The organism is Myxococcales bacterium, assembly GCA_016712525.1.
In the GTDB taxonomy this organism is placed as follows: domain Bacteria; phylum Myxococcota_A; class Polyangia; order Polyangiales; family Polyangiaceae; genus JAAFHV01.
Map to the genome: position 1 here is coordinate 1,360,509 of JADJQX010000001.1, position 26,066 is coordinate 1,386,574.

Annotated in this window: 22 protein-coding genes; 16 read left to right on the plus strand and 6 right to left on the minus strand. The window is 68.3% G+C overall.

What is annotated here, in order from left to right:
- The first annotated feature begins 96 nt into the window (after nucleotides 1-96).
- From IPK71_05850 to IPK71_05870, 5 genes are all read left to right on the plus strand, one after another.
- Complete coding sequence (locus tag IPK71_05850) at nucleotides 97-1,665, plus strand: acyl-CoA carboxylase subunit beta (GenBank protein ID MBK8213258.1); 1,569 nt, start codon at nucleotides 97-99, stop codon at nucleotides 1,663-1,665.
- A 137-nt stretch (nucleotides 1,666-1,802) separates the two neighbouring features.
- Nucleotides 1,803-2,492: a hypothetical protein gene (locus tag IPK71_05855; protein ID MBK8213259.1), complete on the plus strand. Its 690-nt coding sequence runs from the start codon at nucleotides 1,803-1,805 to the stop codon at nucleotides 2,490-2,492.
- A 103-nt stretch (nucleotides 2,493-2,595) separates the two neighbouring features.
- A complete protein-coding gene (locus tag IPK71_05860; GenBank protein MBK8213260.1) occupies nucleotides 2,596-3,051 on the plus strand; it encodes an SRPBCC domain-containing protein in 456 nt (151 codons plus the stop codon).
- A gap of 231 nt (nucleotides 3,052-3,282) precedes the next feature.
- Complete coding sequence (locus IPK71_05865) at nucleotides 3,283-3,462, plus strand: hypothetical protein (GenBank protein ID MBK8213261.1); 180 nt, start codon at nucleotides 3,283-3,285, stop codon at nucleotides 3,460-3,462.
- Between the two features lie 49 nt (nucleotides 3,463-3,511).
- Entirely contained in the window at nucleotides 3,512-4,687 is a 1,176-nt protein-coding gene (locus IPK71_05870) for a hypothetical protein (GenBank protein MBK8213262.1), read from the plus strand.
- Nucleotides 4,688-5,063: 376 nt separating this feature from the next.
- Here IPK71_05870 and IPK71_05875 read toward each other — a convergent pair whose 3' ends face one another.
- Both IPK71_05875 and IPK71_05880 read right to left on the minus strand, forming a co-directional pair.
- A complete protein-coding gene (locus tag IPK71_05875; GenBank protein MBK8213263.1) occupies nucleotides 5,064-5,756 on the minus strand; it encodes a hypothetical protein in 693 nt (230 codons plus the stop codon).
- A 318-nt stretch (nucleotides 5,757-6,074) separates the two neighbouring features.
- Nucleotides 6,075-6,800 carry a hypothetical protein gene (locus IPK71_05880; GenBank protein ID MBK8213264.1) on the minus strand — a complete coding sequence of 242 codons (726 nt, stop codon included), beginning with the start codon at nucleotides 6,798-6,800 and terminating at the stop codon, nucleotides 6,075-6,077.
- 75 nt (nucleotides 6,801-6,875) lie between these two features.
- Between IPK71_05880 and IPK71_05885 the strand changes: the two genes are divergently transcribed.
- Entirely contained in the window at nucleotides 6,876-7,256 is a 381-nt protein-coding gene (locus IPK71_05885) for a VOC family protein (GenBank protein MBK8213265.1), read from the plus strand.
- A gap of 40 nt (nucleotides 7,257-7,296) precedes the next feature.
- On the opposite strand, the gene IPK71_05890 is transcribed toward IPK71_05885, so the two are convergent.
- Entirely contained in the window at nucleotides 7,297-8,565 is a 1,269-nt protein-coding gene (locus IPK71_05890) for a hypothetical protein (GenBank protein MBK8213266.1), read from the minus strand.
- Between the two features lie 350 nt (nucleotides 8,566-8,915).
- On the minus strand, nucleotides 8,916-9,317 hold the full coding sequence (locus IPK71_05895; GenBank protein ID MBK8213267.1) for a hypothetical protein: 402 nt from the start codon (nucleotides 9,315-9,317) through the stop codon (nucleotides 8,916-8,918).
- A gap of 20 nt (nucleotides 9,318-9,337) precedes the next feature.
- On the opposite strand from IPK71_05895, the gene IPK71_05900 reads away from it, so the two are divergent.
- From IPK71_05900 to IPK71_05910, 3 genes are all read left to right on the plus strand, one after another.
- Nucleotides 9,338-10,087, plus strand: coding sequence for a LysR family transcriptional regulator (locus tag IPK71_05900; GenBank protein ID MBK8213268.1), 750 nt, complete (start codon nucleotides 9,338-9,340; stop codon nucleotides 10,085-10,087).
- Nucleotides 10,088-10,501: 414 nt separating this feature from the next.
- The gene (locus IPK71_05905) at nucleotides 10,502-11,848 is read left to right on the plus strand and encodes an ATP-binding protein (GenBank protein ID MBK8213269.1); all 1,347 of its coding nucleotides are present in this window, start codon (nucleotides 10,502-10,504) and stop codon (nucleotides 11,846-11,848) included.
- Complete coding sequence (locus IPK71_05910) at nucleotides 11,845-12,372, plus strand: hypothetical protein (GenBank protein ID MBK8213270.1); 528 nt, start codon at nucleotides 11,845-11,847, stop codon at nucleotides 12,370-12,372. Before IPK71_05905 ends, IPK71_05910 begins: the two co-directional genes overlap by 4 nt.
- A 73-nt stretch (nucleotides 12,373-12,445) precedes the next feature.
- Here IPK71_05910 and IPK71_05915 read toward each other — a convergent pair whose 3' ends face one another.
- Nucleotides 12,446-13,129, minus strand: coding sequence for a hypothetical protein (locus tag IPK71_05915; GenBank protein MBK8213271.1), 684 nt, complete (start codon nucleotides 13,127-13,129; stop codon nucleotides 12,446-12,448).
- Between the two features lie 644 nt (nucleotides 13,130-13,773).
- Between IPK71_05915 and IPK71_05920 the strand changes: the two genes are divergently transcribed.
- Together IPK71_05920 and IPK71_05925 are read left to right on the plus strand one after the other, a co-directional pair.
- Nucleotides 13,774-14,385: a hypothetical protein gene (locus IPK71_05920; GenBank protein MBK8213272.1), complete on the plus strand. Its 612-nt coding sequence runs from the start codon at nucleotides 13,774-13,776 to the stop codon at nucleotides 14,383-14,385.
- A gap of 355 nt (nucleotides 14,386-14,740) precedes the next feature.
- Entirely contained in the window at nucleotides 14,741-16,588 is a 1,848-nt protein-coding gene (locus IPK71_05925) for a protein kinase (protein MBK8213273.1), read from the plus strand.
- Between the two features lie 472 nt (nucleotides 16,589-17,060).
- On the opposite strand, the gene IPK71_05930 is transcribed toward IPK71_05925, so the two are convergent.
- A complete protein-coding gene (locus IPK71_05930) occupies nucleotides 17,061-17,384 on the minus strand; it encodes a hypothetical protein (GenBank protein MBK8213274.1) in 324 nt (107 codons plus the stop codon).
- A gap of 165 nt (nucleotides 17,385-17,549) precedes the next feature.
- On the opposite strand from IPK71_05930, the gene IPK71_05935 reads away from it, so the two are divergent.
- The 5 genes from IPK71_05935 (at nucleotide 17,550) to IPK71_05955 (ending at nucleotide 26,049) form a co-directional block, all read left to right on the plus strand.
- The gene (locus IPK71_05935; protein ID MBK8213275.1) at nucleotides 17,550-18,515 is read left to right on the plus strand and encodes a hypothetical protein; all 966 of its coding nucleotides are present in this window, start codon (nucleotides 17,550-17,552) and stop codon (nucleotides 18,513-18,515) included.
- A gap of 28 nt (nucleotides 18,516-18,543) precedes the next feature.
- On the plus strand, nucleotides 18,544-20,034 hold the full coding sequence (locus tag IPK71_05940) for a hypothetical protein (protein ID MBK8213276.1): 1,491 nt from the start codon (nucleotides 18,544-18,546) through the stop codon (nucleotides 20,032-20,034).
- 404 nt (nucleotides 20,035-20,438) lie between these two features.
- A complete protein-coding gene (locus tag IPK71_05945) occupies nucleotides 20,439-22,853 on the plus strand; it encodes a DEAD/DEAH box helicase family protein (protein MBK8213277.1) in 2,415 nt (804 codons plus the stop codon).
- The gene (locus IPK71_05950; GenBank protein MBK8213278.1) at nucleotides 22,850-24,301 is read left to right on the plus strand and encodes an SAM-dependent DNA methyltransferase; all 1,452 of its coding nucleotides are present in this window, start codon (nucleotides 22,850-22,852) and stop codon (nucleotides 24,299-24,301) included. The genes IPK71_05945 and IPK71_05950 overlap by 4 nt, the downstream gene beginning before the upstream one ends.
- Nucleotides 24,298-26,049, plus strand: a complete 1,752-nt coding sequence (locus IPK71_05955; protein MBK8213279.1) for a restriction endonuclease subunit S — start codon at nucleotides 24,298-24,300, stop codon at nucleotides 26,047-26,049. Before IPK71_05950 ends, IPK71_05955 begins: the two co-directional genes overlap by 4 nt.
- Nucleotides 26,050-26,066 lie beyond the last annotated feature (17 nt).

Sequence of the window (26,066 nt, forward strand, 5' to 3'; positions counted from 1 at the left end):
CCGGGCGCGAAAGGGCCCGTTCGGGCGACACGCCGCGCGCCGGGGCCGGCTGTTTTTTTCGTCGACCCGACCCGCTTTTCGCTAGAGGTTTCGGCCATGAGCCAGCCCGAGACGAAAGCCCCGACGAACCCCGCCGCCATCCTCGACGCGCTCGACCAGAAGGCCCTCCTCGGCGGAGGCGCCGATCGCATCAAGAAGCAGCACGAGGGCGGCAAGCTCACGGCGCGCGAGCGCATCGACCTCCTGCTCGACCCGGGATCGTTCGTCGAGATCGGCCGCTTCGTGCAGCACCGGTGCACCGACTTCGGCATGGAGAACCAGAAGTTCCTGGGGGACGGCGTCGTCACCGGGCACGGGCTCGTCGATGGTCGCAAAGTGTTCGTCTTCGCTCAGGATTTCACCGTGTTCGGCGGCTCGCTCTCGGGGGCCTACGCGCAGAAGATCTGCAAGCTGATGGACATGGCCATGAAGGTCGGAGCGCCGGTCATCGGCCTCAACGACTCGGGCGGCGCGCGCATCCAAGAGGGCGTCGAGTCCCTCGCGGGGTACGCCGACATCTTCCTCCGCAACACGCTCGCGAGCGGCGTCGTGCCGCAGATCAGCGCCATCATGGGGCCCTGCGCGGGCGGCGCCGTGTACTCGCCGGCCATCACGGACTTCATCCTGATGGTCGAGGGCACGAGCTACATGTTCATCACCGGGCCCGAGGTCATCAAGGCCGTGACCCACGAGGAGGTCACCAAGGAGGACCTCGGCGGCGCCACGGCCCACGCTTCCAAGAGCGGCGTGTGCCACCTCACCTCGCAGGACGATCGTACGTGCATCGCCCAGGTGCGCGAGCTGCTCTCGTTCGTGCCGTCGAACAACACCGAGGATCCGCCCTTCAAGAAGACGGACGATCCGCCGCTCCGTGAGGTGCCGGCGCTCGACACGATGATCCCGCTCGAGTCGAACAAGCCGTACGACGTGAAGGAGGTCATCCAGGCCGTCGTCGACGACGGTCACCTCTTCGAGATCGCGGAGCAGTACGCGCCGAACATCGTGGTGGGCTTCGCGCGTGTCGGCGGCCGCTCGGTGGGCATCGTGGCGAACCAGCCGCAGGTGCTCGCGGGCGTGCTCGACATCGACGCGAGCATGAAGGCCGCGCGCTTCGTGCGCTTCTGCGACTGCTTCAACATTCCCCTCGTGACGCTCGTGGACGTGCCCGGCTTCCTCCCCGGGACCGACCAGGAGTACGGCGGCATCATCAAACACGGGGCGAAGCTCCTCTTCGCGTTCGCCGAGGCCACCGTGCCCAAGATCACGGTCATCCTCCGCAAGGCGTACGGCGGCGCGTACGACGTCATGGCGTCGAAGCACATCCGCGCCGACGTGAACCTCGCGTTCCCGACGGCCGAGATCGCCGTCATGGGCCCCGACGGCGCGGTCAACATCGTGCGGAAGGGCGAGATCGCCAAGGCCGAGAACCCCGAGGCGACGCGCGCCGCCTTCATCGCCGACTACAAAGAGAAGTTCGCGAACCCCTACAAGGCGGCCGAGCTCGGGTTCGTCGACGAGGTCATCCACCCGCGCATGCTCCGCGCGCGCCTCTCGCGCTCGCTCGATCTCCTGAAGGACAAGCGCGACACGAACCCGCCGCGCAAGCACACGAACATCCCGCTCTGACGGGGCGATCCCACGACGACGAGGCCCGCGCACATGGCTGCCCGGGCCTCGCGGCATTTCGGGCAGGAAGTGCCGCTTTTCGTGCTCGACAGGCAACTCGAAGTCGTGTGTGCTCGGCGCTCGCGAAGGAGATCCCCATGTCGAAGCTCGTGCGCATCGCCGTCAAACCTGGTCCCGTCCCTGCGAACGCCGTGAGCCGTGTCGGCGGGGAGCCCATCGGGATGACACGGGAGACGTGGCCGCTCTACGAGGGCAAGCCGATGCACCACGTGATCACGGTCGAGCGCGCGGCCATCGTGCCGAGCTTGCCGGAGGGCGTGGCCGCCGTGGCCGTGTTCGTGAACGACATCGGGAACAACGAGGCGTACCTGCCCGACACGTCGAAGACGAAGGTGGTGATGCTCTCGGCAGAGGACGTCGCGCGTGGGGAGACGCCGCTCGAGAAGGTGCTCGGCGCGGCCGAGGGGTACGCGCCCGCGGCGCCGGGGAAGGTGTCCTTCGAGGCGACGACCTACGACTTCGACACGATCCGCGATCCTGACACCGTGGAGGACGGCCCGGAGGACGAGCTCGACGACGATCAGGTGTCGTACGCGGTCTCGTCGTACTTCGGAGAGGCGCGCTCGGGCAGCTTGGGGGACGCCGAGGTGCACGGGCTCTCGGCGGAGCACGTCGCGTGGTGCCAGGGCGCCGAGGCCCCGGAGGGGCAGCGCGTGCTCTTTTGGTTCTACGAGGCGCTCGTGCCGGGGCTCAACTGCGGCGACGGGTTCATGTACGTGACCGCGAGCGCCGACGCGAAGAGCGCGGCCGCGTGGTGGCAGTGCTGAGCGTTCTCGCGACACGTGCGCGGTGACGACGCGGCGACGGCGAGCGACGCGCCCGAAGCGGGGCTTGCGTGCTCCCGAGGGGGTCGCAGTATGGTGCGGGACAATGACGAACCGCTCGGTGTCCGTCGAGCACGAGCGCGAGCTCGCGGCTCCACGCGGCGTGGTCTTCGACCTCTTGCTCGACGCGAAGGTCGTGCGCGCGTGGCTCGCGTACGAGGGGGCCGAGCTGCGCTCGTTGTGGCTCGACGCGCGCCCGGGTGGGGGCTTTCACGCGTGCATCGTGGTGCCGTACTTGGGTGACGTGTGGGCGATCGGCACGTACCGCGAGGTCGAGCGGCCCTCGCGTATCGTGTTCGACGTGGGCATTCGCGAGGCGAGCGGCGACGGGCCCGCGGCGGACGAGTCGCCATCCCCGAACGACGTGCGCGTGACGATGACGCTCACCGAGGCCGGCGCGGGGACGCGGGTGACCATCGAGCGCGACGCGAGCGTGAGCGCGCCGCCCGGCTTGCCGACGTGGGCCCGGATGCTCGACGCGGTGGAGGGGGCGTTGGGTTAGGGAGGCATCGCACGGGGTGAATGCGAGCGCCGTGCCGTGCCGAGCCGATTTGCGGCTCTCCTGAAGTTTCGCGGACTTGGCGCGAACGTCGGTCGGTTTTTTCGGTCCCTCGCGGTGGCCAGGCCGGCATGGGGGTGGCCCGGGCCATCCCCCCGTCGACCAAATTCCCGCCCGCCCGCGCGCCCCGCGAACGCGCTTCTGCCCCAACGAGCCCATGCGTACGATGCGCCCATGGCCCGCACCGTGAAGCCGAAGACGACAACCAAGGCGCCCAAGACTACGGCGAAGGTCCCGCCCAAGCCCAAGGCCACCAAGGCCACCAAGGCCACCAAGCCCCAAGGCCACCAAGCCCAAGCCCACCACGCCCACCAAGGCCGCGCATCCGGCCTTCACGCTCGCGAACGTTCGTGACCCGCTCCGCGGCAAGCCCACGGCGGTCGACAAAAAGCAGCTCGCGGTCGTGCTCGAGGCCGAGGGGCTCGGCTCCGCGGCGGAGGCGCGCGAGGACGACGAGGTCTCGTTCCAGCTCGTCGACGTGCTCGAGGGCAACGTCGCGCGCTTCCAGCTCCTCGTGTGGCCCTTTGGGAGCGCCGCGCTCTTCGCTGCCGGCAAGCCCAGGGTCGTCGGCGGCGCCGAGCAGCACGCGTTCCACCTCGACGAAGGCGACGCTGCGGTCTACGCGGCCCTCGCCGACGCGTACAAGGCCTCCGCGAAGGAGCTCGGGCTCCACGAGCGGCTCACCTTCCGCACGCCGCCCGAAGCGACCGCCGCGCCCAAAGCGACGAAGGGGAGCAAGGCCGACGCCCCGGCTTCGTTCGAGGCGCGCCTCGCGGAGATTCGCGCGCTCGCCGCCGCGGGGAGCCGGGCTCAGGTGAGCCGCGCGTGCGACGCGCTGGGTGTGTTCCCGTCGTGGAAGGTCTACCCGAAGCGCCACCCCGACGAGCTCACGAAGGAGGAGCGCGCCTTCGCGGAGCTCTTGCTCGATCTCGACCTCCCGGTCGATCTGCAGACCTCGGGGCTCTTCGATCGGGACGCGCACCTCGCGCGGTTCCTTGGCCGGGAAAAGCAGGGCCCGAGCGACGAGCGCGTTCACGTGGGCGGTCGGTCGGTGCCGGTGTGGTGGGCGGTCGCGTCGGTCGGATCGGGGCACGTGGAGCGCGACGACGTGCTCCGTGCGTGGAAGGCGCTGCCGGCCGCGAAGGCGCTCGCCGCCTGGAAGGAGATCGCGACGGGCGAGGCCTACGACGTGCTCGACGCCCACGCGACGTCGATGAAGGACGCGGGCTTCTCCGGGAAACCCTACATGAAGGACTACCGCACGCGCGTCGCGGGGCTCCTCGCCGACGTGAGCGTCGCGCTCGGCGCCGAAGGCGAGAAGGCCGCGAAGGAGATCACGAAGAAGCTCCCGAGCTGGGGCGGTGGTGCGCAGATCTTGATCGGTCTCCTCAGCGCCGCACGTCACGCGAAGGCGCGGGGGAAAACCATCGACCCAGCGTTCGACGCGACCTTCCAGCGCCTCTGGGAGCGTGTCGGGCCCGACTCGTTCTACGCCCCGGTCGTCGAGGCCGAGATCGAGGGCGCGTTGCCCCCTCCGCGCGCGAAGGCCTTCCGCGCGGGTCTCACGTGGCCGACCTAGAACGACGAGTGACCTCCGGCGGGTGCGTGGGCCGGGGCGCGCGGCGGGTGACCTTGCCGGCGTGAGGGTGTCGTGGGGGCCATGGGGGCGCTCGTCCGCGGTGCATCGTGGGCAGGTCCAAAGCGAACGCCGTGCCGAACGCTGTCGAACCACGTGTCTCGTGGAGTTTCGCGGGCTTGGCGCGAACGTCGGTCGGATCTCCCGGCGCGCTCGGGGTGGCCTGGCCGGCATTCGGGGTGGCCTGGCCGATCGGCGCGGTGAACGCATCCCGCGAGCCCGAATCCGAATGGTTTCAGGTGTTTGGCGTCAACGTCGGTCGGATCTCCCCCCCCAACGTCGGTCGGATCTCCCCCACCCACGGGAGCCGTTCGCGCTCTCAGAACGTGCCCGCCGCCCCGAACGGAGAGAAGCGGACCATCACCCGGCTCGTGCGCGGCGGCGTCGCCGGGTCGAGCTCCGAGAAGGCACCGTAGGCGTAGATCGCGTTGCCCCCGACGGCGATCCCGATCCCTCCCGCGAAGCCCGCGAGCCCGATGGGCACGAGCCCAGCGCCGCCGATGCTCCCGCCCGAGCCACTTGCGCCGGCCCCGCCGATGGCGAGGCCGAGCCCGAGGATGCTCGCGGTTGCGCCCGTGACGAGGAGGAACGCCCCGGCCACGGCGAGGACCGGGCTCCGCATGTGCTCGCGCTCCGCGTAGTCGGCCTTCATCGCGGCGAGGCGGCGGAGGTCGCTCGCGTCGGCCGTGTGGTTCTTCACGCGCTCTTCGACGGCCTCGATCACGCTCTTGTACTGCTCCCCGGTGTCGACGTCCGGGAGGAGCGAGGCGGGCTCCGGCGTGGGCGTGGGCGGGCGGGTCGCGGCCCGCGCGGGGGCTTTGGGGAGCGCTCCTCGGGCTTCGGCTCGGGCGTCCTCGCTCCCGGCACGTGCCGTCGGGCTCGTCGCGGAAGAGCCGTCCGGCGCGGCCGAGGTGGCTTCGGACGTCTGGCCCTCACCGTCGGCGAGCGCGGCGGCAGGGAACAGGGTCACGAGCGCGGCGACGAGGGTGAGGGCGGGAATCGGACGGGCCATGCCGCACCGTGGTGCAAGCGCAAGGCCAAGCCATCCACGCCACCCCCCGGACGGGGCCTCGGGCATGTCGTCGAGCGCTCTCGGGCATCTCGCAGAGCGCCCCCCGGCATGTCGCAGAGCGCCCCCCGGCATCTCGTAGAGCGCCCCCCAGCATCTCGTAGAGCGCCCCCCAGCTCCTGGTACCCCCGATCACGGCCGTCGTATCCCCGATCACGGCGCTGGTGAGGCCGTGTCGGGCATCGACGGGGCTCGCGACGGGGCTCGAAACGGCGTGCAAAGGCCCGCGCGCACGTGTGCAAGGGCTTGCACGTCGCGCCGTCAGAACGTGCCGGCCGCGCCGAACGGAGACAGGTGGAGGGTCACCCCGCTCGGACGCGGCTGCTTCGGCGGATCGAGCTCCGGGGCGGCACCGTACGAGTAGAGCAGGCCTCCCCCGACGGCGATCCCTACGCCCCCCGCCAGCCCAATGAGACCAATAAGGACTACAGCTCCTCCGACGTTGATACCGCTCATGGAGCTCGACTCTTTGCCGCTCACGGCAGCTCCCGCCAGGGCGAAGCCGGATCCCAGGAGGCTCGCGCTTACACCCGTCACGAGGAAGAACACGCCGGTCCCGGCGAGGATAGGGTTCCTCATGTGCGTGCGCTTGGCGTAGTCGGCCTTCATCGCGGCCAGGCGGTGCACGTCACTCAGGTCGGCCGTGCGGTCTTTCACGCTCTCTTCGACGGTCTCGATGATGCCCCTGTACTCCTCGGCGGTGGTGACGTTCGAGAGGAGAGGCTGTTCGCGCGGGGGCTCGGGCGCTCGCACCGGGGCCCGCGCGGGGGCCTTCCGAGGCGCCGCAGGGGCTTCGTTTTCGCCGCGCGCGCTCGCGGTCGGGCTCGGTGCCGTGGGTGCCGTCGCGGAGGAGCCATCCGACGAGGCCGAGGAGGCTGGCGCTGCTTCTTTCTCGCCCTCATCTCGTGCCTCTTCGGCGAGCGCGGCGGCAGGGAACAGCGTGACGAGCGTGGCGACGAGGGCGAGCGAGCGAACGGGGCGGGCCATGCCTCCCCCAGTGCAAGCACGAGGCCAACGCGTCGTCGTTGACGTCCTCACGCCACCCAGTGAACTCTCTCGCCCATGAAGCGCGTCACCGGAATCGGCGGGATCTTCTTCAAGTCCAAAGACCCCAAGGCCCTCGGCGAGTGGTACCGGGTGCACCTCGGCGTGCCTCTCGAGGTGTGGGGCGGCGCCACGTTCTCTTGGCAATCTCCCGACAACCCGAGCGGCACGGGCACCACCGTGTGGACTCCCTTCGAGGAGACCTCGACGCACTTCGGCGCTTCGCCCTTCATGGTGAATTTTCGCGTCCACGATCTGCACGCGCTGCTCGCCGCCTTGAGGGCCGAGGGCTGCGCCGTGGAGGACAAGGTCGACGAGTCCGAATATGGCAAATTCGGCTGGGTCGCCGACCCCGAGGGCAACCGCGTGGAGCTCTGGGAGCCGCCCGCGGGGCGGTGAGCGCGCGTCATGGCCGCCCGCGGGCTTCTCCTGCGGGAACCTACGGGCTCACGTCCCCGAGGGCGTTGTTTCGGAACGTCACGTTCGCCCCGACGTTCACCGTCGGCGCGGGCGGATCGTTGTCTTTGTAGATGCCCCATCCCGCCGAGCCCTCGATCACACAGTCGCGGATCGACACGGTGCCCGCCAGGGCGAGGATGATCCCCTTGTTGCCGACGAAGCCGAGGCCACCGCCGTCGCTGAGCCGGCAGTGGGCGAGCTCGTTCCCGGGGTTGTGGAGCCAGAGCGCGTCCCACTTCGCCGAGGCGTTCTCCGGCCCGAAGGTGATCGGCTCCGCGGCCGTGCCGATGGCGACGAGGTGGCTCGTGGGCGCCGCGGCGCTCTGATCGATCGCGGCGTCCTTCCCGAGGAGGATGGTGACGCCGGGCGAGATGGTGTGGACGCTGTGGGTGATGACGTGGCCCGTGACGAAGTAGGGGACGTCGAGCTTCGCCCACGTCTGATCCTTGGGCTTGCTCGCCGCTGCGGTCTCGAACACCTCGACGCGGTTTCGCGCGTTGCCGGCGAACTTGTTCCCCGGGCTCCCGAGGATACCGATGTTCTCCACGTTGACCTCGACAGGCGCGCCCGCGCCGCCCGAGATCGCGACCCGGTCGAGGGACGTGAGCAGTCCACCCTCGCCGACCGAGAGGCCCGGCCCGAGCGAGCCCTCGATCACGCAGTCACGAATCGCCACGGTGCCGCCCGCGTAGGACGCGGCGCCGACGATCACGCTCGCGGAGAGGTTCGGCTGCTTCCCTCCGGCGTTGCTGATCTTGACGCGCTCGAGCAGGTTCGACGCGCTCGTCGTGAAGAAGTAGATACCCATCCACTTCTCGCCGGCCTTCGCCGCCTGGAGCACGATCGGCGCCTCCGGAGTGCCACCGGCCTTCAGCGAGCCCTCGGCGCCGCGGACCGTGAAGCCTGCGCCGTCTTGGAACGCGATGACGGTCCCGGGCCCTATCGTCGTCGGCTTCTCGAGCGGGAGGTTGCACGTGACGACGTAGTCGATCGCCTTCCCCGGTGTGTGCACGTAGCTCGTAGGCGCGGAAGGTCCGTCGCAGCCCACGGTCTGTGGCGGTCCGGCGTCACCCGGGTTGGCGTCCGGCGTCGCGTCCAAGGTGGAGCCCCCGTCGGTAGGCCCGCTGTCCGGCGAGCCTGCGTCGTCCCGAGTCACGACGAGCGAAGGATCGCACCCTGCGACGAGCGCGGACGAGCACGCGAGCGATACGAGACCCGAGACCACTCCAAGAGAAAAGAGATGTTTCATCGTGCGCTATCTCCTCGTTGCCGCCCTCCGCGGCGAAGCTGCCCGTCCACGACCCGTGGGGATCGACGTCCGGACGTCGGGTAGAGGTGCGCAACCGCCGAGGTGTGAACCGTCGCCCCCATCTTCTTCTTCGGGGCTCGTCAAGTGCACGAGAACGCGGGGAATTTTGTCGTCCTCTCCGCGGCCCGAGGCCCGCTGAAAAAGGGAGACTCGGCCGCTCTCCCTCGGGGGCGGCCGAGCCAAGACCATCGTGGTCATCCACGCGATCGCGCGACGATCGCTTCGCAAAGGCGCACACGCCGACCCCGAGGCCACGAATCCCAGCAGACCGCGGGAGGCCGCGGGTCGCGTCAGCGCTTCGCGACGTCGAACCGATCACGCATCATGACCTTGTTCCACGCCTTGACGAAGTCCTGCACGAACTTCGTTTTGCCATCTTGTGCGGCGTACACCTCGGCCACGGCGCGGAGCTCCGAGTGCGAGCCGATCACAAGGTCGACGGGGGTCGCCGTCCAGCGAGGGGCGGAGGTCGCGCGGTCCACGCCCTCGTAGAGGCCGTCCTTGCCGGGGGCCTTTCGCCAGAGCGTGCTCATGTCGAGGAGGTTCACAAAGAAGTCGTTCGTGAGCACGCCGGGCCGCGCGGTGAGCACGCCGTTCTTCGAGCGATCCGCGTTGGCGTCGAGCACGCGGAGGCCTCCGACGAGCGCCGTGGTCTCCGGCACGGAGAGCCCCAAGAGCGCCGCGCGCTCCACGAGGGCCTCGGCGGGAGACGCTGCGGCGCGAGGCGAATACGCGCGCCGTTCGCGCCGCCGCGTTTGTCCGTCTTACGCAAAGGGCAAAAGATCCGCTCGCCGGCACGCTGCGGATCGGGGTGATTCCCACCGTGTCGCCCTATTACATCCCCGAGGTGCGGCCCGCGCTCCGCCGCGCCTTCCCCAGGCTCCGCGTACTCTGGATCGAGGAGAAGACACCCACGCTCGTGGCCAAGCTCGACGCGGGCGAGATCGACGGGGCATTGCTCGCGCTCGAGGCCGACATCGGAGACGTGGAGCACGAGGCGGTGGGGTTCGATCCGTTCGTCGTGGCGGCCCCGCGCGCGCACCGGCTCATGGCCGAGCGTCGCCCCGCGCACCGCAGCGAGCTCGCCTCGGAGGACGTGCTCCTGCTCGAAGATGGCCACTGCTTTCGTGATCAGGCGCTCACGGTATGCACGAGCGCACGCGCCGAGGAGCTCGAGTTTCGAGCCACGAGCCTGCCGACGCTCGCGCAGATGGTGGCCGACGGCGCGGGCATCACGCTCCTCCCCCGCCTCGCCGTAGCCACCGAGGCCGAGCGCGCCGGCCTCGCCACACGAGACTTCGCCGCCCCCACGCCGGGCCGCACACTGGCCCTCGTATGGCGAAAACGCTCCCCGCTAGGGGCACCTCTCCGCGAGCTCGCGAGGGTCATGCGCGGAGCCGCGAAGTGCCTCGAGTCCTGCGAGACGCGGCGAGCCGGGAAGGGGCGTGCTCGGGGGCGGTGAGGGGATAGCTCCTCCTGCGTGCAGGCGGGAAGGTCTCCGTGGGCGCTCGAGTCAAGCACGAGCTGCTCGCGGTTCGTGACGGGTGCTCCGGTGTTGCTCACGACGCGACCGTGGGTGCGGTTCGCGAGGCGCATCGTTCGGCCGACGAGCGCGGTCGGCGCGAAGCATTTCGCGGGCTTGGCGCGAACGTCGGTCGGATCTTCCGCGTGCCCCGAGTGGCCTGGCCGAAATTCGGGGTGGCCTCGCCGATCGGCTTGGGGACCGCCGTCAGCGAGCCGATCGCGAATGGTTCCCGCTGGGGACCTTCCTGTTGGGGAGCCGCGCCGCTTCCCGTGGCAGCCGCTGGCGCTCCGGGATAGAACCGGGCTTCGGGTCCGCCGCGATGCTCCCCGCTCTCCGACCCCGAGGCCACGGATGACGAAGAAACCGAGAGCCACCTCGCCCCGGACGAAGCCGGTCAAGAAGGCCGCCCCGGCCAAAGCGCCACGCGCGCCGTCGTCCCCGGTGAAGCTGGCGAAGGCGAAGAAAGCCTCCGGCTCGCGAGGGGCCGCCACGGCGTCCAAGGGACAGGCTCTACCAAAACCGAGCGCACGAAGGCCCGTGCCCCAAGGGTCCAAGCCGCTCACGCTCAAGATTCGGAGCTTCGCTCACCTCGCCGACGTCGACCTCACGCTCGGAGATCTGACCGTCCTCGTCGGGCCGCAGGGCGCGGGAAAGAGCCTCGCCCTCCAGTGGCTGAAGGTCGCGATGGACGGCCGTCAGGTGGTGGAGGCGCTCAAGGCCGCGGGGCACGCGACGGACCGGCCCGAGGTGCTCATCGATCTCATCTTCGGAGCGGGAATGGCGCCCGCGTGGCGCGAGGGAGAGACCGAGGTCATGCTCGGCGGCAAAGCGATCTCGGCCAAAGGGCTGGGCCGCCTCGGTGACGGGAACGAGCATCTATTCTTCGTCCCGGCGCACCGGGCCATGCTGATCAGCGACGGGTGGGCCGCGCCCTTCCAGAGGCTCACGTCGGAGACGCCAGCCGTCGCGCGCCTCTTCAGCCAGAACCTCTTCGATCGGTTCAACGGGAAGGACGCGGGTACCCTCTTCCCTGTCGGGGGGAGGCTAAAACAAGAGATTCGCGACCAAATCGATCAAGCGGTGTTTCACCGCGGCAAAGTCGGTATCGAAGAAGACGTGCAGCACGCGCGGCGCCTTCGGCTCGTCCACGGGAAGATGCATCTGCCCTTTATGACGTGGACCGCCGGGCAGCGCGAATTCACGCCCCTGTTAATCGGCCTCTACCATCTTATGCCTTCGACCCACACGCGGAAGCGAGAGGGGACCGACTGGGTCGTCATCGAAGAGCCCGAGATGGGCCTCCACCCGCAGGCCGTCACGGCGGTGATGCTGCTCGTGCTCGACCTCCTCTGGCGTGGGTACCGGGTCGTGCTCTCCACGCACTCGCCGCACGTGCTCGCCCTCCTATGGATGATGCGCCAGCTCAAGGAGCGGGGTGCACGTTGGAAGCTCGTCTGCGACGCGTTCGGGGTGAAGAACCAGAGGCAAATGCAAAAGGTCGCGGAGGCCGCGCTCGAGAAAGACTACCGCGCGTACCTCCTGGCGTTCGGCGAAGACGGGCGCGTCACCTCGAAAGACATCTCCACCCTCGACCCGACGGACGACGACGAACGCGTGGCCGGGTGGGGCGGGCTCACGAGCTACACCTCGCGCTTCGGCGACGCCGTGCGCACGGCGGTCAACGAGGGAGACGAATGAGGCGGTCCGGTGCCGAGTCGCCCGTGCGGGGCGCCCTGCGGGCCGAGTCGCCGCTACGGCCACTCGTGTGCGACGGGATGGGCGCCGTCGAGAAAGCGCATCACGCGTACTTTGACCCAGCGATCCGCGCGCACTTCGCCGACAGCCTCGACATCGACGCCGGCCTCAAGAAGGGCCACGACCAGGAGAACCGGTGGGACTACCTGCTCGGGCACGCGCCGAGCGGCCAGGTCGTCGCGGTCGAGCCCCACTCGGCTCGGCAAGACGAGGTGACGACGATCATCAAGAAACGTGCGGCCGCCCGAGCACAGCTCCGAGGGCACCTCCGCGACGGTGTGAAGATCGCCAAGTGGCTCTGGGTCGCCTCCGGAGACGTGCAGTTCGCGGCGGTCGAGCGGGCGAAGCTCATGCTCGACCAGAACGGCATCGAATTCGTCGGAAAGCGCGTGATGGCGAAGCACCTGCCGGCCGAGCCCACCCCCGTGAAGCGGACGGGCAAGAAGGGCCAGAAGCGAAGGACCTGACGCCCCCAAGGCGTCCACAAAACGACAACGGGCGCACCGCAGCGCGCCCGCCCTAGACTCCGTCCGGCTCTCGTCAGGCCGTAGGCCCGCCCGGTCCTTCTTCGTCGTCTTCGTCCTCGTTGTCGCCCGCGCCCTTCGAGAGGCCGAGCCCGCGCACGATGGCCGGGGACACCTGCAACACGAGGCGAGACTTGCCCTTCTTGCGGGCCGCTTTGAAGTCGTCCCAAATCCACTTCATCGCGAAGAGGAGGCGCCCTTCGGCCTCGTTCTCGGCCGGGCTGTCGCGGTCGACCTGTTTGGCGGCGCCCTTGTTCGCGGTGGCCGCGTCGAGGGCCTTGGCCGTGGCCTCGAGCTCGGTGAGCGTCTCTTCGGTGATGTCTTGGAGGCCGAGGCGCAGGCCGAGCCCGTCGTTCTTGATCCAGCCGTGCAGCAGCGTCTTCGTGTTGCGGAGCGCCTCGGCCCGTGCGTCACGCGCCTCCGGCTTGAGGGCGTTGGCGAGCTGTTCGCGGCGGGCCATATCGTCCCCCAGCGCGCGGTTCGCTTGTTTTCGGATATCGCCCGAGAGCTCGATCGCCTTGGCGAGCGCGGCGGTCTCGGCCGTCGTCACGGAGGGGTTTCGCACGATGGTATTGCCCGACACGACCTCGGCGAGCGCGCTCGTACAATCGAGGAACCACCGCGCGCGCTTCGGGCTCACGGCCCCATCGGCCGGATTCTCACCGATCGTGCGAGCCCACCCCACGGCGATGCGCAGCACGTCACGTGCCTTGGTGTTGTGCGCACGCTGCCGGCACGTCTCGGGCGAATTCGGCTCCAAAAAGGCCTGAGACTCTGCCAACGACAGCGGCGGAAGAACCTCCCGCAGCGCCGCAAGAGCCTCCCGCTCGCCCCGCAACGCGCCTTCCGCAGGTGCCTTCGCAGCGGAACGCGCCGCCACCTTCGGTGCCGCGGCGGCCTTCGGCGAAGGCTTCTTGATAGATTTCGACCCCTTGCTTGATTTTTTGCTCCCCATGGCCCAGAGGCTAGGGGATGACGTCGGGGGTGTCGAGGGGGAAAGTTGGGGGAGGGTCCGGAGGGCAATCGTTCCCGGCATCCGAAGGATGGGGTCGTGCGCCGCGGGAGACCCACGCAACGCGTTCGTCGAGCGTAGCATCGACCGCTCGCCAACCTGGCGTCGAGCGTCGGCGCTTGCTCGTCGGCGGAGACGGTTGCTATGCACCGCTCGTGGGCAGAGGGGACTCATGCCTTTTCAGGCGCGGGCAAACGGTCGACGGCACGCTACTCGTCGGTCCGGGGCTCGCCGTGTACGTCGGAGGCCGGCCGCCGCTTCGCTCGCTTGGGCGTGTTGTCGCCTGGGTCTCGGGGCCAAACCGGGGACGTGAGGACGCCGGCGGTCCTCGGGTGCTCGTGGGCGGCGAGGCCCTGGATGCACGCGATCGCACCGACGCCGCGGACCGCATCGTGTTCGTGGACGAACGAACCGCGGCAGGCCGGCTGCTCGGCCTGACCCGGGGCCGGGCGCCTTTGGTGCCGGCGCCGAAGGACACGTCGCTCGACCTTCGCGAAGAACGGCGCATGGTCGCGAGGCTCTTCAGCGCGCTAGGTTTCGACGCCGATGGGTTTGCGAGCGACGACTTTGCCGAGCTCGTGGCGCCCCTCGAGACGCGAGGCCTTGCGTCGAGTGACGCGAGGCGGGGAGGAAAGGCGGCGCTCTCGTCCCGAGGCAAGCTCGACCCGCTCCCCGGCGCTCTGCATCGCACGGGCCTCACCCTGTCGATCGCGAGCGAGTGGTACAGAGTCTCCGGGCCGCTCGTGGCGAGCTGCGCGGGCATCGCGGACGAGGAGCTTCGCCGTCACTTCAGTCCGAGCGCGTGGATACGGTCATCGCACTTCTGCTCGCGCCTCGGGCTCAGCGAGTGCGCCCCGGCTCACGTGGGCTTCCTCTTTGGGGGAGAGAACGAGGCGATCCCGGTCGGGAGCGCGAGGATCGCCGTGACGGACTGGAGGGGCTGATCTGCGCTCGGGAGCGTGGTGGCGGCCGGCCATGAGCGCGAGCCGGTGAGCGAGGACCGGCAAGGTCTCGGGGGCGAGCGAGCGGTCGGAAGCGGTAGAGCGAGGGCGAGGGTGCCCGGCAGCCCGTTGGTAACCCGTGGATATCGCGGCGGTATCTGGCCTGGGTACGATTTTCGATTTTTCACGCAACGACCGCCGCCGCGCAGCCGACGACACGGAGCAGGAAGGCACGGTCGATCATGCGCGCTCGACAACTCGGCGGACGCCGCCACTCTCAAGAACAGGCAAGCCACTGGCGAGGTGCGCTAGTGTGCGCATCGCGTCAGGGAGGCGTCGTGAGGCGGCGAGGCGGAAGATGAGCGAGGCGGCCAAGAAGAGTAGCCGTGTTCGGTACGAGCCGGGCGACGTGATCCCAGGCCCCGACCTGCACGTGGTGAAGCAGCTCGGCTCCGGCGGGCAGGGCGAGGTGTACCTGGCGTGGAGCGACTACTCGCAGGCCCGGTGCGTCATCAAGCTGCTCAACGCCGAGCTCGTCGGTCGCGCGGCCGAGAACCTTTTCCGCAAAGAGGTGCGCCTCATGGTGCAGCTCGTGCACCCTCACATCGTCCGAGTGCTCGACGGCAAGTGGACGCGGGAGGAGGTCCCTCGCCCGTACTACACGATGCACGAGGAGCCGGGCGCCGTGCCCCTGGCCGAGCTGCTCCACAAGAGAACGCCCTTTGGCCTGGCTCAGATCCTCGAGATCATCTTCGAGGTCACCGACGCGCTCGACTACGTCCACACGCTGAGCGGGCCCGATGGCGTACCGCTCGGCGCCATTCATCGGGATCTCAAGCCAGGGAACATTCTCCTCGTGCGAAGCCGAGGCGGCACGGTGGTAAAGCTCCTCGACTTCGGAATCGCGTTCGCGCTCAAGCGAACGCTCGATGGGGAGCGGGATCGGCTGTTTCACGGCACGTTCGCGTACGCTGCGCCCGAGCAGCACGAGGGCGTCGCCCTGCCGCAGAGCGACATCTACGCGCTCGGGGTGCTCTTCTACGAGCTGCTCGCTGGGCGCCACCCCTACTGGGACGCGACGGACATCAAGGACCTGGTCGCGTGCCACCGCCACATCCGGCCTAGGCCGATCAGCCTGTACCGCGCGAACGTGCCCGAGCGGGTGACCGAGCTCGTGACGCGCATGCTCGAGAAGGACCCGGCGAAGCGGCCCGCGTCGGCGTACGCGCTGCGGACGGAGCTGCGTTCGTGCATGGACTTCGTGGCCAAGTTGGCGCGTGAGGAGCGGCAGCAGGCGCCCACGGACCACGACACGACGGAGGAGATGCGCGTCGAGAAGTTGCTCGATCGCCGACGTGTGGAGCACGACGAGTGTGTCACGCACACGGTCGCGATCATCCATGAGCGGACGGGCGCCGCTGAGGGGCCCGCTGGCGTTTGGTACCGAACCGACCCTGGCTTTGGAGCCGCGCGCGAAGCTGCGCGGGTGGTGCGCGAGGAAGTGGAGGCCGAGGCAGCGAAGGGCAAGGCGAGCGCGAACGCGAGCAGCCCTTCGCCTTCGTTCGATGCGTGGGGACCGACACCGAGAACGCCGGAGGGAGCCGGTCGACCGTTGATCGCCGCGGCTCCTACCGCGCCATCCGAGGCGCCGCCGCCCGCGGGGGGCGTGGTGGCGCCCGTGCTACGGCGGGCGGCGGAGGCACCCCGCGTAGAGATCGTGAACGTGGCCTCGCCCGCGCCGCCGCGTACGCAGAGCCCGAGCGCCGGATCGCCGGTGCGCGAGCAGGCGCGGCCCCAGGAGAGCCCCCGACCGAGCGAGGTGAGCCGGATGCGTCATGCGGAAACGAACGTGCCGCGCAGCATGCACATACCGCCGCCGACCGAGCGTGAGCTCGCGGAGGCCGAGGTGGCGGCGCGGTCTCGCGTTCGTCGGCCCCCGACGGGGACCGTGCCGATGAGCCCGGCGCTGCGCATCGACTTGCCCTCCACGGGTGTGGCCAAGGAGCTTTCACGAGGGGCGAAGGGCGGCACACTACCGATGTCGGGGGCGTACAAGCACCGTCGGGCCGACCTGACGTCGGTGACGCTCGCGCGTGTGCTGATCGCGCTCATCGCGGTGACGATGATCGCGGCGGTCGCCTTGATCCTCTACAAGCAGCAGCACGCGCCCCGGGCAATGAAGGGGGCGGGAGGTGAGACGCGATGAGCCAGAAACCGACCCGCCCTGGTCTTGGCGACGCGACGACGGCTGGGGGCGAGACGCTGGTCGACGCGAAAATCGCGCTGACGGACACGCCGACGATGGCGCCCGGATCGGGCGGGATGGTCGTGCCGCCGAAGCAACGTCTCGCGTACGGCACCGACCCCGGCCTGGCCTTGCATGGTGGCGCCGAGCAGGTGTTGGTGCGCGGCCTTGGGAAGGCGGGCGACGAGGAGCCGGCATCCTTGCCGCCGGTGACGAGCTTGCTTCGGTCCGACGCGCCGGCCGACGCGCCGACGCACCTTCGGTTCGCGACGGACCCGAGGCTCGCGAGCCTTGGTGGAGAGACGCGCGATCTGGTGGCCGGGCTCGGCAAGGGGCGCGAGGGGGAAGCGGTGTTGCCCGGCGTGGAAGCGCTGGCATCCCGGTCCGAGGCGCCGACGGTGCCACGCGCGGCGAAACCGGAGCCCTCCGCTCGTCAAACCGCTCCGAGGACGGGGAACACGCACGAAGCGAAGGGCGCGTCGTCGACGCCGCCACCGAACGCGCGCGCCAGCTCGACGGACGCGAGGCTACGGTTTGCCTCGGTTTCCCTGGGGAAGTACGCGATCGCGGTCGTGATCGTGACGATTCTCCTCATGATCTTCTTGAGGCTGGCGTTCGGGCCGAAGGAGGTCCCTGGGGGGGCTCCGTCCCCGTCGGCGACGTTCGAGCCCGCGCCTCGCGAGACCGCCGCGGTGACGGCCGTCGTCTCGGCGCCGTTGCCTCCGCACGCAACGGCATCGGTGCCGTCGGCGCCCACGTCGGCCGTGCCGTCGGTGTCAGCGAGCGGGCCGACGAAGAGCGCTCCTTCGAAGCCGCAGGCTTCCCACGAGCCGAAGCCTGCGGGCCCGGCACCTTCTCACACTAACGAGCCGCCGCCGAAGCCCTCGGCGACGATCGCCCCTGACCTTCAAGGAACTTTCTAATGAAACGACGATGGATGGGCGCCGCTCTGGCGGCCGCGATGTTTTTGGTGGTGAGCCCGGCCTGGGCGGACGGGACGGACTTTCCGACCAAAGAGGGGGCCGAGAGGTTTGCCGAGGGCAACAAGCTGTACACGGAGGGAAACTTCGAGGGAGCGCGGCTGAAATTCATGCAGGCCTTGGCCGTAGCAAGGACGCCGAGCCTGCTCTTCAACCTGGCACGCTCCGAGGAGAGGACAGGGAAGCTTGCCGAGGCGTACCTGCACTATCAGGAGTACCTGAAGTTCCCGAACCTGCCCGCGAAGGGAAAGGCGGACGCGGAGAGGTACGCGGCGGAGCTGGAGAAGAAGGTGGGTCGAATTCAGATCGACGCGCCTGCCGGGTCGCACGTGCAGGTGGACGGGAAGGACGTAGGACCAGCGCCGTTTGGTGGGCCGATCGCGGTGGAAGCGGGCGCGCACCAGGTGATGCTGGGGACGGAGACGAAGCCGGTGACGTGCGGAGCGGGAACGGTGGTGACGGTGACGTTCGAGGCGAAGCCTTCGGACGTGGTGCCGCCGGAGAAGGGCCCGGGTCCGATCACGCCGCCGCCGAAGGAAGAGATGGAGCGGGGAAGCTGGCTTGTGCCAGGGATTCTGGCGGGAGTGGGTGTCGTGGGGATGGGGGTGGGCCTTGGGCTCGGAGCCGCGGCGAAGGGCAAGAGTGATGACCTCGCCGCGACGATCACTCCTGGACAGTGCGCTGACGCATCAAGGTGCACCGAGCAGTCGTCGACGATCTCGAGCGTGAGCGGGCTCAATGCCGGAGCCATCGTGGGGTATGTCGTTGGCGGAAGTGCGCTCGTGGGGGCCGTCGTCGCGACACTCGTGATCCGCCCGTGGGAGCTGCGTAGCGCGCAGCGTAGCGGGTGGATCATGCCGAGCCTTGGGCCCGGGTCGGTTGGGTTTCTTGCGCAAGGGAGCTTCTGAGATGAAAACGACGAGAGTTTTGATGGTCGTGAGTGCCCTTGGCGTATTCGGAGCGGGTTGCCTCGGCTCGACGAAATCGCTCTGCGAATACGCCGACGGGAAGGCATGCCAAGAGCTAGACGGCGGTCTCGACGGCACGCTGCCCGACGGCTTCGTACCGGACGGCACGATCCCCGAAGCAGGCCCGGACGCGGAGCCGCCGCCGAAAGACTGCCTGACCCCGACCGAGCCGGTAAAGAACCCCGAAAAATGTCTGGTGGACGCGTTCGGAGCGTTCGTATCGGCGACGGGGGACGACGGGAACGACGGGTCGAAGGCGAAGCCGTACAAGACGATCGGCCGAGCGCTCCAAGGCGTACGCACGCGCATCGTGGTGTGCGAAGGCGAATACCCCGGCTCGGTCGACGTGACTCGTGCTGTGGAAGTCTACGGCGGCGTCTCGTGCGACTTCGCGAAGGCGGGAGCGAAGGCGAGGGTCGTCGCGACGAAGCCCGCGTACGGCATCAAGGTGGAGAAGGTGAGCGGCGCGGTGGTCCTGGCGGACCTCGACGTCGTAGGCATGAACGCCGCGGCGCCGAGCGAGAGCAGCGTGGGGGTGTTCGTGACGGAGAGCGGGAACGTGAAGCTGCTTCGGTCGCGTGTGGAGGCGGGGGACGGGGCGGATGCTTCGGCTGCGCGGGATGGTAGCTTTAGCTACCCGGCCGATGCGCTTCTGAAGGGTGCGAACGCCGACGACAAGGGCACGGGTTTGTTCAGCGACGACACGCCAGGCGCCGGAGGTGCGAGCGGTGCCTGCCCTGGCGGTGGGACGACCGCCGGCGGCATCGGCGGCGTTCCCGGTGGGCAAGGCAACGACGGAAATCCCCGCCCTCCGGGTGGGGCAAAAGGCGACGGCATCGCAGACTGCGGCGCGGGTGGCACCGGCAAGAACGGCACCCCCGGCACCCCCGGAATGGACCGCGGCGGCGCGACGCCGGTGGCCACCCTGACGTCGACGGGGCTGACGGGGAACAAAGGCCAAGACGGGGCGCCCGGCAGCATCGGAGGTGGCGGAGGCGGAGGATACGGCACGGAGGGAGCCGGCGGCGGAGGCGGAGCTGGAGGGTGCGGCGGGCAAGGCGGGTTCGGAGGCTCCGCGGGAGGCTCGAGCGTCGCGGTGGTGTCGTTCACGAGCACGGTCTCCCTCGAAGCCACCGACCTTGTCGCCAAGAGTGCCAAGCCGGGCGGAGCCGGTGGGAAGGGCCAAGTGGGGCAGGCGGGGGGATTCAAGGGTAACGGTTCCGGCAACGCATGTCAGGGCGGTGCGGGCGCGAAAGGCGGGGATGGCGGCGGAGGCGGGGGTGGAGCCGGCGGCATCGCCGCGGGCATCGCGTGGTCCGGTGGGAAAGAGCCCACGAAGGACGCCGCGACCAAGATCACCCGCCCCACCGGCGCGCCCCCCACGGGCGGCGAAGGCGGCGCTGGAGCGAGCAACAAGGGCGTCGACGGCGTGCACGCCGACGTGGTGGAGGTGAAGTGATGCGCATCGAGCTTCAGGCCGACGAGGCGCCCACCTTCGCGCGAGCGTATCTTGTGGCGAAAGGCGCGAAAGTTGCTCTGGTGACCGTGTGCCCTGAGTGCCGCACGACGAGCCGGCGCCCGGTCCCGTACTACGAATGGGTCGAGTGCGAGCGATGCGGCGAGCGGCGCGCTCTCACGTGGGGCACGCGGGGCAGCGCGTAAGTCGCACGAAGGGCCCGCGATCCGCGGGCTCTTTGCCTCCCCCCATCCGCTCGGAGGGTTTGCGCACACGAAGTGTCGCTCCGCGCCATGCGAAAGGCAAGGCGAGAACGGACGTCCGGTGCGCCCCAAACCGGTGCCCGGCATCCTCGTCGAATCCCGCATGCGCACGAGATCGCGTGCCCTACACTCGAGCAGGTCCCGATGACGACGGCCCCCGACAAGAAGACGCTCTCCGAGCGGGACGTGTGCACGAAGCTCATCACGCCGGCCATCGTCGCGGGCGGGTGGGACGTTCAGCTCCAAGTGCGGGAGAACGTCCACCTGACGAAGGGCCGCGTGATCGTGCGCGGCAAGCTCGTGACGCGCGGCGAGGCGAAGTTCGCGGACTACGTCCTCTACTTCAAGCCGAACCTGCCGCTCGCCATCGTGGAGGCGAAGGACAACAACCACAAGGTCGGGGACGGGATGCAGCAGGGCCTCGAGTACGCCGAGATGCTCGACGTGCCCTTCGTCTTCTCCTCCAACGGGGACGGCTTCCTCTTTCACGACCGCACGGGCCACACCGCGAAGGTCGAGCAGCTCTTGCCGCTCGACCAGTTCCCCTCGCCCGAGGAGCTGTGGCGCCGGTACTGCGTGTGGAAGGGCATCACCCCGGTGTCCGAGCCTATCGTCTCCCAGGATTACTACTCGGACGCGACCGGCAAGGCCCCGCGCTACTACCAGGTCAAGGCGATCAACCGGGTCGTCGAAGCGGTGGCGAACGGCCAGGACCGCGTGCTGCTCGTGATGGCGACCGGCACCGGCAAGACGTACACGGCCTTTCAGATCATCTGGCGGCTGTGGAAGGCCGGGCTTAAGAAGCGCATCCTCTTCCTCGCCGACCGCAACATCTTGGTGGACCAGACCAAGACGAACGACTTCAAGCCGTTCGCCGGCGCGATGACGAAGATCACGAACCGTAAGGTCGACAAGTCGTTCGAGATCTATCTCGCGCTCTACCAGGCCATCTCGGGCACCACCGAGAAGGACGACCTCTTCCGCCAGTTCTCTCCCGACTTCTTCGACCTCGTCATCGTGGACGAGTGCCACCGGGGGAGCGCCGCCGACAACTCGGCCTGGCGCGAGGTGCTCGACTATTTCGCGTCGGCCACCCAGGTGGGTCTCACGGCGACCCCGAAAGAGACCGAGGACGTCTCGACGACGCACTACTTCGGCGATGCGGTCTACACGTACTCCTTGAAGCAGGGCATCGAGGACGGCTTCCTCGCCCCGTACAAGGTCGTCCGCATCGACCTCGACAAGGACCTGGGCGGCTGGCGGCCCGAGAAGGGCAAGGTCGACAAGCTCGGCCAAGAGATCGAGGACCGCATCTACAACCAGCGAGACTTCGATCGCACGCTCGTCTTGGAGAAGCGTACCGAGCTGGTCGCCAAGAAGGTGACCGAGTTTCTCGCCGCCACGAACCGGTACGACAAGACGATCGTCTTTTGCGAGGACATCGACCACGCCGAGCGGATGCGGCAGGCCCTCGTGAACGAGAACGGCGACATCTGCGCCCAGAACCGCAAGTACGTCATGCGCATCACGGGGGACAGCCCCGAGGGCAAGGCCGAGCTCGACAACTTCATCCACCCCGAGGAGCGCTACCCCGTGGTGGTGACGACCTCGAAGCTCATGACGACCGGCGTGGACGCGCAGACGTGCAAGGTGATCGTCCTCGATCAGACGATCCGATCCATGACCGAGTTCAAGCAGATCATCGGGCGTGGCACGCGCATCGCGGAGGACTTCGGCAAGCTCTACTTCACCATCTTGGACTTTCGGAAGGCGACCGAGCTCTTCGCGGACCGGGCGTTCGACGGCAACCCGGAGCAGGTCTACCAGCCGAAGGGCGACGATCCGATCGTTCCGCCCGACGACGTCGTAGAAGGCGGCGACCTCGACGGTGAGCCCGACGGCGGGAGCGACGGGGGTGGCGACGACGGCGAGGCCGGGGGTGAGGTCGGCTCCGACGGCGCCGCGACCGGGGGCAAGCGCACCAAGTACATCGTGCACGACGTCCCGGTCTTCGTGGTGGCCGAGCGCGTCCAGTACTACGGCAAGGACGGGAAGCTCATCACCGAGTCTCTCCGCGAGTACTCGAAGAAGGCGATCCGCGAGAAGTTCGCGAGCCTCGACGTGTTCCTCAAGACGTGGACCGAGGCCGACCGCAAGCAGGCCATCATCAAGGAGCTCGAGGAGCAGGGGGTCTTCTTCGACGAGCTCGCGAAGGAGGTCGCGAAGGACCTCTCGGCCTTCGACCTCGTGTGCCACGTCGCCTTCGACCAGCCGCCGCTCACGCGGAAGGAGCGGGCCAACAACGTTCGCAAGCGGAGCTACTTCACCAAGTTCGGGGAAGCCGCCCGGGCGGTGCTCGAGGCGCTGCTCGACAAGTTCGAGCGCGAGGGCGTCGACGACATCGAGAACCTCCGGGTGCTCCAGGTGCAGCCGATCGCCGGCCTTGGCACGCCCCTCGAGATCGTCGAGCGGTTCGGCGGCAAGGAGCCGTACATGAAGGCCGTGCGTGGGCTAGAAGACGAGCTCTACGAAGCGGACCAGGGACCCAAGAGCGCATGAGCATCGGCACGACGATCAAAGGCATCCAGGACATCATGAGGAAGGACGCGGGCGTCGACGGCGACGCTCAGCGCATCAGCCAGCTCGTCTGGATGATCTTCTTGAAGGTGTTCGACGATCACGAGGCCCAGAAGGAGCTGCTCGAAGACAACTACAAGAGCCCGATCCCCACGCGGCTCCGCTGGCGCACCTGGGCGAAGGACACCGAGGGCATCACGGGGGACGAGCTCGCCGACTTCATCAACAACGACCTCTTCAAGACGTTGAAGGAGCTGCCGGCGACGGGGAAGAACGCGGCGCTCGCGGGCGTCGTCCGGGGCGTGTTCGAGGACGCCTTCAACTACATGAAGAGCGGCACGCTGCTCCGCCAGGTAGTGAACAAGCTCGAAGAGGTGAACTTCAACAAGGCCGCCGACCGGCACGAGTTCGGCGACGTGTACGAGAAGATCCTCTCGGACCTGCAAAACGCAGGGAACGCCGGCGAGTTCTACACGCCGCGCGCCGTGACGCAGTTCATCGTCGACCAAGTGGATCCGAAGCTCGGCGAGAAGGTGCTCGACCCTGCCTGCGGGACCGGCGGTTTTCTCACGTGCGCCATCGAGCACGTGCGGAAGAAGTACGTGAAGACGGCCGACGACGAGGCCACCCTTCAGGGGAGCATCTACGGCGTCGAGAAGAAGCCGCTCCCGCACCTCCTCTGCGTGACGAACATGATGTTCCACGGCATCGAGGTGCCCTCGAACATTCGCCACGACAACACGCTCGCCCGCCCCCTGCGCGACTACGGCCCGAAAGACCGCGTGGACGTGATCGTGACGAACCCGCCCTTCGGCGGCATGGAAGAAGACGGCATCGAGAACAACTTCCCGGGGACGTTTCGAACCCGCGAGACGGCCGACCTCTTCCTGGTCCTCTTGATGACGCTCCTGAAGGCGGGCGGTCGCGCCGCCCTCGTCCTCCCGGACGGTACGCTCTTCGGCGAGGGCATCAAGACGCGCATCAAAGAGAAGCTCCTCGAAGAGTGTGACCTTCACACGATCGTCCGCCTGCCCAAGGGGGTGTTCAGCCCGTACACCGGCATCAAGACGAACCTGCTCTTCTTCACGAAGGGCGAGCCGACGAAGCACGTCTGGTTTTACGAGCACCCGTACCCCGCGGGCGCGAAGAGCTACTCCAAGACGAAGCCGCTCCGCATCGAAGAGTTCGCCCCCGAGAAGAAGTGGTGGGCGAAGCGCAAGGAGAGCGACCACGCCTGGAAGGTCTCCCTCGCCGACATCAAGGCCCGCGGCTACAACCTCGACATCAAGAACCCAAGGGCCGTGGACGACGGCCCAGGCGACGCCGACACGCTCCTCCGCGAGTACCGCGAGGCCGCCGCAGCCGCCGCCAGGATTCGAGACCAACTTCGCGACGAGCTTCGAGCCGCCCTCGAAGGAGCGCGGGGATGAGCGTCCAGGTCCCGCTGTTCGAGAAGGGCGACAAGAAGCCGTCGAAGGTTGCCACGAAGGTCGAGGAGATCGTGGGCGAGGGGTTCGATGTGGCGAAGTTCGTGGAGAACTTCGAGGTGCTCGCAGAAGCGTCAGGCACCGTCCCGAAGCTACGCCAGCTCATTCGGACTCTCGCTGTGAGTGGTCGTCTGACCAAGCAGCGGTCCGGGGAGGACGCCCGAGAGCTACTCACCGCACTCAAGACCGCGAACGCGGGAACGGTTAGGAAGAAGCTTCCCGGTGACGATGAGGAGATCGACGCACCGGCCCAACTTCCGGGCAACTGGTGTTGGGCCCGATTCCTGGACGTTGCATCGATCGACTCCAACCTGGTGGACCCAGCGAAGTTCCTCGACGCCCCCCACGTTGCGCCCGACAACATCGAGAAGGGAACTGGGCGCTTGATCGAATATCGAACCGTCCGCGAAGACGGGGTGACCAGCAACAAGCACCGATTCTTTCCGCGGCAGATCGTCTACTCGAAGATCCGTCCGAATCTCTCGAAGGTTGTCGTCGTCGACTTCGAGGGCGTGTGCAGCGCGGACATGTACCCGATAACGAGTCGGATCGACCGAGCCTACCTCCACCAGTTCATGCTTTCGCAGGTGTTCCTCGACCAAGTCGTCAAGGAGGACAACCGCCTTGCGATGCCGAAGGTGAACCAGGAACAGCTAGGGAGCACGCTCGTGGCTGTCCCGCCCCTCGCCGAGCAGAAGCGGATCGTCGCCAAGGTCGACCAGCTCATGGCCCTCTGCGATGAGCTCGAAGCGAAGCAGACCAAGAAGCGAGAGACCGGAGCCCGGCTCACCAAGTCGGCCCTCGACGCCCTCACCTCCGCCGAAGGGCCGGACGAGTTCGATGCCGCCTGGAACAGGGTGGTGGAGAACTTTGACGTGCTGATTGATCGGGCGGAGAAGGTGGGGGAGCTGCGACGCACCGTACTCGAACTAGCAGTTCGTGGAAGGCTCGTCGCCCACTCGACGTCATCCGTGGAAATCGAGGCGCTCCTTGCGACTGTAGCGAAGCAGCGCCACTCCTTGCTCGAAGGGAAGCGAAAGGGAGGGCGAGGACACGGCGACGACGACCACACTGAGTCATGCCAGCAGGACCCGTACGAGGTCCCGACCGGGTGGCGATGGTGCACCCTCCGTGATGTCGCCGGTCACATCGTTGACGGTACCCACCACACGCCGCGATACGTCGAACGAGGAATGGACTTCATCTCGGCGAAAGACATCCGTAATGGGCGGGTCACCTTTGAGGGCTGCAAGCAGATCAGCAGAGAGGAATTTGAGGATCTCACCAAGCGGTGCCGGCCGAAGCGAGGCGACGTCCTCGTCACCAAGAGTGGTTCAATCGGAGAAGTGGCCCTGGTGGAGACCGACCGTCAATTTACACTGTTCGAGAGCGTTGCTATGGTCCCAGTGGTCCAGGCCGTGAATTCGCAGTACGTGGCTTACGTCGTGTACCTTGGTGCGACCGGCCAGTTTGGCGCGGAGAAGCAGCGTGGCGTCGCCGTGCGTCACCTCCACTTGGTCGACCTCCGGAAGCTTCCCTTCCCCCTACCTCCTCGCGCTGAGCAGGACCGGATCGTTGCCAAGGTCGAGCATATGATGAAGATCTGCGACCTGCTCGAAGAGCGCCTCCGCCAGGCCGAGGACCGCGCCTCGAAGCTCGTCGAGGCCGTCGTCCGGGAGCTCGTGGCGTAGCTGGTCATGGCGAAGGG